The following is a 7,286-nucleotide window of genomic DNA, read 5'->3' as shown; positions in this document are numbered from 1 at the left end:
GGATGCAACACCCGGCGAAGGCGAGCAGTCGAGAGGGAGCAAGCGGCAGGAGATCGCGAGAGTGTTCACCCTTCGCGTACGCCTATGCTCCCTCCGGTCGCTATTAAAGGCTGATTTCAAACGAGGCCGAAACTAGTACCTAAAGCTGGATGTCGAACGGACAGCTGTTGTTTGGATGAATGCAAAATTGTAGAAGCAGAACGCTATGACGGTTATTTTTATTCCCTGTACAAGCTAAGATATTTAATAATATAATTGATCAAAATAAAGAATTAATAAATGAAATTAACGAATTAAAAGACGAAAAAAACCAACTTCAAAAAGAAATTAAAAAACTTTATGCTGAAATAAAAAACTCTACAGAATAATTTTTTATAATATATATTGCAATCCTTTACCATATATATTATTATTGAAGCAGGCGAAGGCCATAGTTTGATGTTTAGCTGAAGAGCAAATTTTGATATGAAAAGCAAACTGTACGGTTTGCTTTTCATATTTTATGCATATAATTTTATAAATATTGCATAATCTATAATTAGGCGTAGGCCAAATTATTGAAGTTTAGCCAAAGGGCAAAAGGAACAAGCTCATGCAGAGTTTGTTCCTTATTGTTTTTTCTATTTGCTCTGTTTGCCCTTAACCGGGTGACAACGGGCCAGGGAATATGAGGAAGCCCAACTGGTGGCCAAAGGCTTACGCAACAATAAAACCGCAGAAAAGTTGGTGATTGGTGATAACGGAAAGCACGGTGCGTGCCCCTTTGAGGGCGATATTTCAAAAACTGGATATTGACCGCCGCACCCGCCTGGCGGAAAAACTGAATAAATTTTTTCAAATCATCTTATCTTATCCACTCCCGCCATTTCACCCCATCGCTACTGATTTCTGCCCTGCCAGTTACCACATTCTCGCGATAGAACAGCCAGGTAACTCCGTCATCGAAACTGGCCAGTTCTTGACCGGTGTCAGGATCGCTGCGCATATAAAAATACTTATTATTGCAAAATTCTGAGTATTTTGGCTCTTGTATAGTTGCAATAAGGTCTTTCCAGGTAACTCCATCGGCGCTAACTTCAATTTTCTTGGATTTCGGGTTATTGCGTGTCCACAGCCAGGTTGAGCCATCATCGAAACTCACTTGATTTTTGCCAGTTTCCCGATCAATTCGTTTGTAATAATATTTTCCGATAACCACACAATGAACCGGATGGACCGGCACACCATCTATTTCTGTTTTATGCTGCTCATCCGAATAATAAACTTTTCTCATTTCAGAAGAAGAACTATTGCCATCGTTGTTTGAAGCAGGCTCAGCAATTGCTTCGCCATCATTTACCGGAGTTTTTTCAGACGCCGGTGATGGAGATGCCGAGTTCAACTCCTCAGTATTTTCTGGCAGATAAGAATTTTGGCCGACCGTTGCTTTTGAGCTTGCAAACCCGACAGTAACGCCGGCTATAAGCAAAACAGCAACAATGATTACCGGTACAGAATACTTTTTGATTTTCATAATCGCAATTATCCTTTCTTCAATGGCAATTTTGCTGAAATTATTGCACAACGGGATCAAGCGGCTTTTCTTTTCTTCAAGTCCAATAAGCGCCAGTGCATAAGTTGATTTAGCAGTATCCCCAAACGCCCGCACCACGGACTCGTCACAAGCGAGTTCGATATCCCGGTTTGCCAGCATATACATTACCCACACCAGGGGATTAAACCAATGGATGCATACGGCGGATGTAATCAACAGTTTTGCCAGCGCGTCAAGGCGTCTGATATGTACATACTCGTGGGTCAGTATATACTGCAGTGTCGTTGCATCCGTCCAATCCGTTGCTTTGGGTAAAAGAACCACTGGATGCAATACCCCGTAAGTTAGGGGAGCTTTTATTCTGTCGCTTTGCCTGATTCGAACCGTCCGCCGCAAGGGATGTCGTTGCTGCCAGCGGTTTATAAAGTCGTTCTCGACCGGCAAGGCGGTTTGAAATTCTCGGCGGCATTTGATATAGCTAAGCAAGAAAAATATAGTGCAGATACAAATGCCCGCTATCCAGATTATGGTTAGGGGCGACATGTATATGGATATAGTTGAAGTATCAGTAGCAGCAAGTTTCGCCATATCAAGTATTTCCATAGCAGGCGTGCCAGTTAAAACAGCAGGTGCGGGGATATACGCCGTTTCCGCAGTAGTCGCCCGTCTTAGCATGTCAACGCCGGTATAAAAGCTTAGACGCGACGGAATAGAAAATGGAATCAGCAGACGGCAGATTACAACGCTCCATAGGACCAGAAACGTCTTTTTGGGCAGCCGGTGAAGGGCCAACGCGCGGATGATAATTACTGCCATAATCAGGAACGCTGCGGAAAAACTCATCTGAAATATATCCATTCAGGCCACCTCACTTCAAATTGTTGATTATCTGCTTCAGCCTCTCTATCTCCTCCGGGGACAGGTTTTTTCTGCTTAGAAGAGAAGCAAAAAGCAAGTCGGCGGAACCATCAAACACCTTGTTGATCAGTTCAGTTGTTTCCTGTTCCTGTACCTTCTCCTTGGCAATCAAAGCATGGCACATAAAATTAGGCTCGCTACGCTTAATTGCGCCTTTGGCAATACACCTTTTAATAAGGGTGTAAGTCGTATTCACATTCCAGCCAACCTGTTTGTTAAGAATATCGGAAATTTTCTTGGCTGTCGTATCGCCTTCCCGCCAAAGGACATCCATAATTTTTAATTCAGAATCGAACAGTTTTATTTCCATACATGAACCCCCTACCGCTTTAGTATTTTTTACGATATACTCATACTACTGCAGTCGTATGGAATAGTCAATACTACTATAGTAGTTTTTCTGAAAATATGCAAAAAGTCTTGACTCAGCAAGAAGGCATACTCATTATCCACATGCCTAATCGTCTTAAGCGAAGATTGTCTGATTGGTTTTTTACATGGAGAACCACTAGCGTTGAATTACGGGAAGCCCCGCTATATCCCACCAAGAGAAGAACTCTTAAAATATTCCGACTGAGGTCATTTAATCGGCAGAAACGATCCCTGTCTTATCTTCCACAACACTTTTTATACTTTTTGCCATAAATTTTATTTCTTGATTTATAATATTTAATTATATATAAAATAACTATTAATATTGACACATTGTCCGATTATTCCTATAATACTTAAGAAGTATTGGGCGAGATGGTGTATTTTTATGAATTATGTCGGCATTGACATTGGATCAACCGCCGCTAAAACGATTGTTTTTAACGGGGAAAAGGTAATTGCTTCTTTCATTATGCCTACCGGTTGGAGCAGTAAGGAAACTGCCGTACGTATAAAAGGCCAATTGGAATCTTTGGGGTTTAATGTGGAATCCGCAGATATAAAAACGATCGCCACCGGTTATGGACGCATTTCGGTTGAATATGCAGATATGGTTTTGACAGAAATCACCTGTCATGGCAAAGGTGGTTACCATTTGTTTTCTCAGGACGGCGTAATCATTGACGTGGGAGGTCAGGATACCAAGGTTATTACCATAAAACATGGGACGGTATCCAGCTTCTTGATGAATGATAAATGCTCAGCCGGCACTGGCAAGTTTATTGAGATTATGGCCAATCGTCTGGCAGTTGATATTGACGAGCTTTTCAGCTTGGCTGAAGGCGGTACGCCTATTCCGATTAGTTCCATGTGTACGGTCTTTGCTGAGTCGGAAATCATTAGTCATATTGGAGCTGGACAGTCAAAAACAGATTTGGCCGCTGGTATTGTCCAATCTGTAGTATCCCGGGTAGCTCTACTGGTGGAACGGCACGATATAAAGGGTATCTGTATTTTAACTGGGGGATTAAGTCATAACCAATACTTCAGGAAACAACTTGGCGAGAAGCTAGGCCGAGAGGTTCATACTCATGATCTGGGTAAATATGCCGGCGCGTTGGGAGCAGCGCTTATAGCGGCAGATAAATTCAAGCATTAAGCGAGGCAGTACGATGTTAAATCTACCTGAAAATTTTAAAAGCTATTCTGAAGCCCGCCAAGAAGGTTTTATACGCTTAAAAGGATTAAAGGAATCAGGCAAAAAGGTGGTAGGAGTGTTTTGCTCTTATACTCCCACTGAGCTAATTCTGGCGGCTGATGCGGTTCCCGTTGGCTTATGCGGAGCCAGTGAGGACCCCATATCCTATGCAGAAAAAACCCTACCCAAGAACCTGTGCCCGCTTATAAAATCCAGTTATGGTTTTGCTGCCTCCGATACGTGCCCCTATTTCTATTTCTCGGATTTGGTAGTAGGAGAAACAACCTGCGATGGTAAAAAGAAAATGTTTGAATGGATGAATGAAATCAAACCCACCCATGTTATGCAGCTGCCTCCAGGGCGCACCAGCGGTACCGCACTGGCTACCTGGCACAGCGAGATGCAGCGGCTAAAAGATGTTCTGTCCCGGACATTGCAGGTCGAGATCACCGATGATGATCTGCGCCAGGCCATTCATCTTAAGAATCGGGAAAGGAAGGCCATTCTTGATTTTTATGATATAGGCAGTCTAAAGCCCACCCCTCTTTCCGGATATGAAATCAACACCCTGATCGATAACAACACTTTTCTGTTTGATACCGAAGAAAAGATCGCTATATTGGAAAAACGAACAGCTGAGTTACGAGAGGATTATGAGAAAAACTTTAAGGGAAAACCCTCCCGTCCGCGGATCTTGATTACCGGTTGCCCTACCGGAGGTGTACGGGAAAAGATCATCCGCCGGATCGAAGAACTAGGAGCCAACATTGTGGGCTTTGAAAACTGCTCGGGGCCGCGGGAACAAAAGGATCTGGTGGACGAAAACAAAGACCCCTTGCTGGCTCTGGCCGAAAAATACCTGCGAGTAAATTGTTCGGTAATGAGTCCAAATCCCCAACGTATCGAGGCAATGGATGAAATGATCGAAAACTACCAGGTGGACGGCGTGATCGAGGTGATCCTTCAGGCCTGCCATACCTTTGCCATTGAATCGAGTCGGATAAAAAAGTTCGTAACCGAGCAAAAGCACCTGCCCTATCTTTGCCTGGAAACCGATTATTCTCAGGGCGACACCGGTCAAATAGATACCCGGATCAGCGCTTTTTTAGAGATACTTGCGTAGTTGAAAACCAGATACATGAAGAAACGTAACTTGGTGGGGTCTATGCCCTGGTGGGTGAAAACGGTGCGGGCAAGTCTACTCTCATCAAGATTATTGCAGGTGTTGAAAAACCCGATCCGGGTCAATCACTATTTATTGGCCCGGCTTCAGGTTAAGAGCAATTTAATGGCAAGACTAAAACTTGATCCCCCAAACTGTGTTATCCTTTAGTCTATTAACCGTTCTCTTCATGCAATTATGCCCGATGAATCTGCTGCCTTCTGATTTGTTCAATAATTCAGCTATAGCCTGGCCATAGGTTTGGTTAGAACTCACCTCAATCGGAAATGATTTAACAAAACCATGTTTCTCCAGAGATACCGAGGTCTTGCCACAGATATGGACCATACAACCATCCAACTCATTACTTGTCTGGAGGCGCTTTAAAAGATTCAGGCTGGTAATACCTGCAATATCCTTGTATATTCTGGGTCCAACCATGTCGGCGGTACCGACCGCATCGGCATAGGATATTATTTTTACGCCCCTTTTGATTGCCTTAAGGATATAGCGCAGAATGTTTTCCTCTATTATCCTTAGTACATCGTCTATCCGTTCCCGGTTTTTCTTTATAGCTTTATAAAAAACCATGGGGTCGAGAAGGGAAGTTATGAGAGTAAAGGGCCCGCTCACATTAAGAGCCACTACCTCCCCGCTTTGAGTCAATGTTTCTACTGCATCAAGCACTGATTTAATTCGGCCGGAGTTAAAATCCACCATTTCCAGTTCTTTAAGCTGCTCGATGCTTTCATAAGAATATGAGCTGATTCTAGGGCCTGAGTCTGCATTGCCGAGATTCACCCGGGCGCCGAGCGCTTCGGCCTCCACCGTCAGACAAAACGGCAGCATGCAGATACTATTTTGTTTATTAAGCTTGATCGCCAGAGCCAGCCGCGCCATTTCCTGACTGTCATTATGAAGATCAGGAAAATAAAATCCTCCCTGTTCCACAATCTCCCGGGGTATTTCCAGTTCATCGCGGCCTGCGCAGACAAAATTAATACCGCTGATACTCACAAAGCTACCTCCCCATCTCCGAACCAGATACCTGCCAGCCTATCCCGGTTAAGATTGCTCCCGATTATGCATACCCGGCTTGAGTTGCCCAGGCAGTTTTCATTGATAGTATATCCTCCGTTGATATAACTGAATTCCAAAGAACCGTCATCACCCTCGACAAATCCTTTGGCTCTTACAATCCTTCCCAACTGCTGGTTCTGCAGATTATCTAGAATATTTTGCAGGTCTTCCCGGTTAATTCGTTTCGGGGCTGTGAGACTATAGCTTTGCAAATCTCCCGATAAAATGCCTGTTGCGACACCAACCGTGATGTTTTTTTCGGGATCAAATACGGTATTGGTTAACTCCCAGTAATCAAGCTCGCTGAACTGCCCCCAGTCCCTGGCCATAATATCGGCCCGGGGATTGATGGTTCGCAGCGACTTTATTATCACGTCGAGATTGTCTTCCCGCATAAGCTGGACTTTGCTCAACACGATAATTCCTGCATGGGCAATCTGATTCTTATAGAACAGGCCGAATTCCTCCACCAGCACCAGATACTCAAGCGCGTCCACTACCACTAATGGCATGGTCAGGCTGTATTTGTCAGTAATATCCTTTCGTTTAAACAAAGCGGTAATCTCACTGAGCATTCCTATTCCGGTGGGCTCTATGAATATGTGTTCGGGATGGTAGTCTTCTAGCACGGATAAAAGCATGGCCTCAAAGTTGGCTTTCATACTACAGCAGATGCAACCCTGCGCCATTTCCACCACATCGTAGTTTTCGCGCTGCAAAACTTCACCATCGATGCCCACTTCGCCAAATTCGTTCTCGATAATAACCTTATTACCCTCAACGAAAGCAAGTAAATTTAACAATAGTGTAGTCTTTCCCGCTCCGAGAAAGCCTGAGATGATATGTACCCGGGTCATACATTAACTCCTTTAGGTATCTATTCTTTGGCCGGAAACTTCATATTCTCCACAAACATCTTTTCGAATCCTGGACAAGATTCGAGTTCTATGTAGTCAACCTTTTGAGCTGTTTCCTCCATACGGCAACGAGTGCTCTGTGACAGTAATGCCATAACCGCACCG

8 protein-coding genes and 1 pseudogene are annotated in these 7,286 nt (G+C 44.0%); 3 read left to right on the top strand and 6 right to left on the bottom strand.

Annotation, left to right across the window (positions count from 1 at the left end):
- Positions 1-538: 538 nt before the first annotated feature.
- Genes B2633_RS05325 through B2633_RS05315 form a run of 3 tightly spaced genes read right to left on the bottom strand, consistent with a single transcriptional unit; the run spans position 539 to position 2,762 of the window.
- The gene (locus B2633_RS05325) at positions 539-838 is read right to left on the bottom strand and encodes a hypothetical protein (protein ID WP_483169642.1); all 300 of its coding nucleotides are present in this window, start codon (positions 836-838) and stop codon (positions 539-541) included.
- Between the two features lie 6 nt (positions 839-844).
- Complete coding sequence (locus B2633_RS05320) at positions 845-2,392, bottom strand: M56 family metallopeptidase (RefSeq protein WP_483169641.1); 1,548 nt, start codon at positions 2,390-2,392, stop codon at positions 845-847.
- A 10-nt stretch (positions 2,393-2,402) separates the two neighbouring features.
- Positions 2,403-2,762, bottom strand: coding sequence for a BlaI/MecI/CopY family transcriptional regulator (locus B2633_RS05315; RefSeq protein ID WP_483169640.1), 360 nt, complete (start codon positions 2,760-2,762; stop codon positions 2,403-2,405).
- Between the two features lie 450 nt (positions 2,763-3,212).
- Between B2633_RS05315 and B2633_RS05310 the strand changes: the two genes are divergently transcribed.
- The 3 genes and pseudogenes from B2633_RS05310 to B2633_RS05300 all read left to right on the top strand — a co-directional run.
- A complete protein-coding gene (locus B2633_RS05310) occupies positions 3,213-3,983 on the top strand; it encodes an acyl-CoA dehydratase activase (protein WP_276624073.1) in 771 nt (256 codons plus the stop codon).
- A 13-nt stretch (positions 3,984-3,996) separates the two neighbouring features.
- The gene (locus tag B2633_RS05305; RefSeq protein ID WP_276624072.1) at positions 3,997-5,145 is read left to right on the top strand and encodes a double-cubane-cluster-containing anaerobic reductase; all 1,149 of its coding nucleotides are present in this window, start codon (positions 3,997-3,999) and stop codon (positions 5,143-5,145) included.
- 32 nt (positions 5,146-5,177) lie between these two features.
- Positions 5,178-5,285: pseudogene (locus B2633_RS05300) on the top strand (ATP-binding cassette domain-containing protein); the annotation flags it as partial.
- Between the two features lie 34 nt (positions 5,286-5,319).
- On the opposite strand, the gene B2633_RS05295 reads toward B2633_RS05300, so the two are convergent.
- Genes B2633_RS05295 through B2633_RS05285 form a run of 3 tightly spaced genes read right to left on the bottom strand, consistent with a single transcriptional unit; the run spans position 5,320 to position 7,276 of the window.
- A complete protein-coding gene (locus tag B2633_RS05295) occupies positions 5,320-6,201 on the bottom strand; it encodes a uroporphyrinogen decarboxylase family protein (protein WP_276624071.1) in 882 nt (293 codons plus the stop codon).
- Positions 6,198-7,121 carry a CobW family GTP-binding protein gene (locus tag B2633_RS05290; protein WP_276624070.1) on the bottom strand — a complete coding sequence of 308 codons (924 nt, stop codon included), beginning with the start codon at positions 7,119-7,121 and terminating at the stop codon, positions 6,198-6,200. The genes B2633_RS05295 and B2633_RS05290 overlap by 4 nt, the downstream gene beginning before the upstream one ends.
- A gap of 20 nt (positions 7,122-7,141) precedes the next feature.
- On the bottom strand, positions 7,142-7,276 hold the full coding sequence (locus tag B2633_RS05285) for a hypothetical protein (protein ID WP_483169649.1): 135 nt from the start codon (positions 7,274-7,276) through the stop codon (positions 7,142-7,144).
- Between the last annotated feature and the right edge of the window lie 10 nt (positions 7,277-7,286).

This window comes from Syntrophomonas sp. UBA1041 (assembly GCF_002316705.1).
Lineage (GTDB): Bacteria > Bacillota > Syntrophomonadia > Syntrophomonadales > Syntrophomonadaceae > DTU019.
The sequence above is the reverse complement of the archived record's forward strand: the minus strand, read 5'-3'. Positions and strand labels throughout refer to the sequence as shown.

Bases quoted from the DNA above. Each gene is read 5' to 3' on its own strand.
- B2633_RS05320 (WP_483169641.1), bottom strand. From the start codon at position 2,392: ATGGATATATTTCAGATGAGTTTTTCCGCAGCGTTCCTGATTATGGCA.
- B2633_RS05315 (WP_483169640.1), bottom strand. From the start codon at position 2,762: ATGGAAATAAAACTGTTCGATTCTGAATTAAAAATTATGGATGTCCTT.
- B2633_RS05310 (WP_276624073.1), top strand. From the start codon at position 3,213: ATGAATTATGTCGGCATTGACATTGGATCAACCGCCGCTAAAACGATT.
- B2633_RS05305 (WP_276624072.1), top strand. From the start codon at position 3,997: ATGTTAAATCTACCTGAAAATTTTAAAAGCTATTCTGAAGCCCGCCAA.
- B2633_RS05290 (WP_276624070.1), bottom strand. From the start codon at position 7,121: ATGACCCGGGTACATATCATCTCAGGCTTTCTCGGAGCGGGAAAGACT.
- B2633_RS05285 (WP_483169649.1), bottom strand. From the start codon at position 7,276: ATGGCATTACTGTCACAGAGCACTCGTTGCCGTATGGAGGAAACAGCT.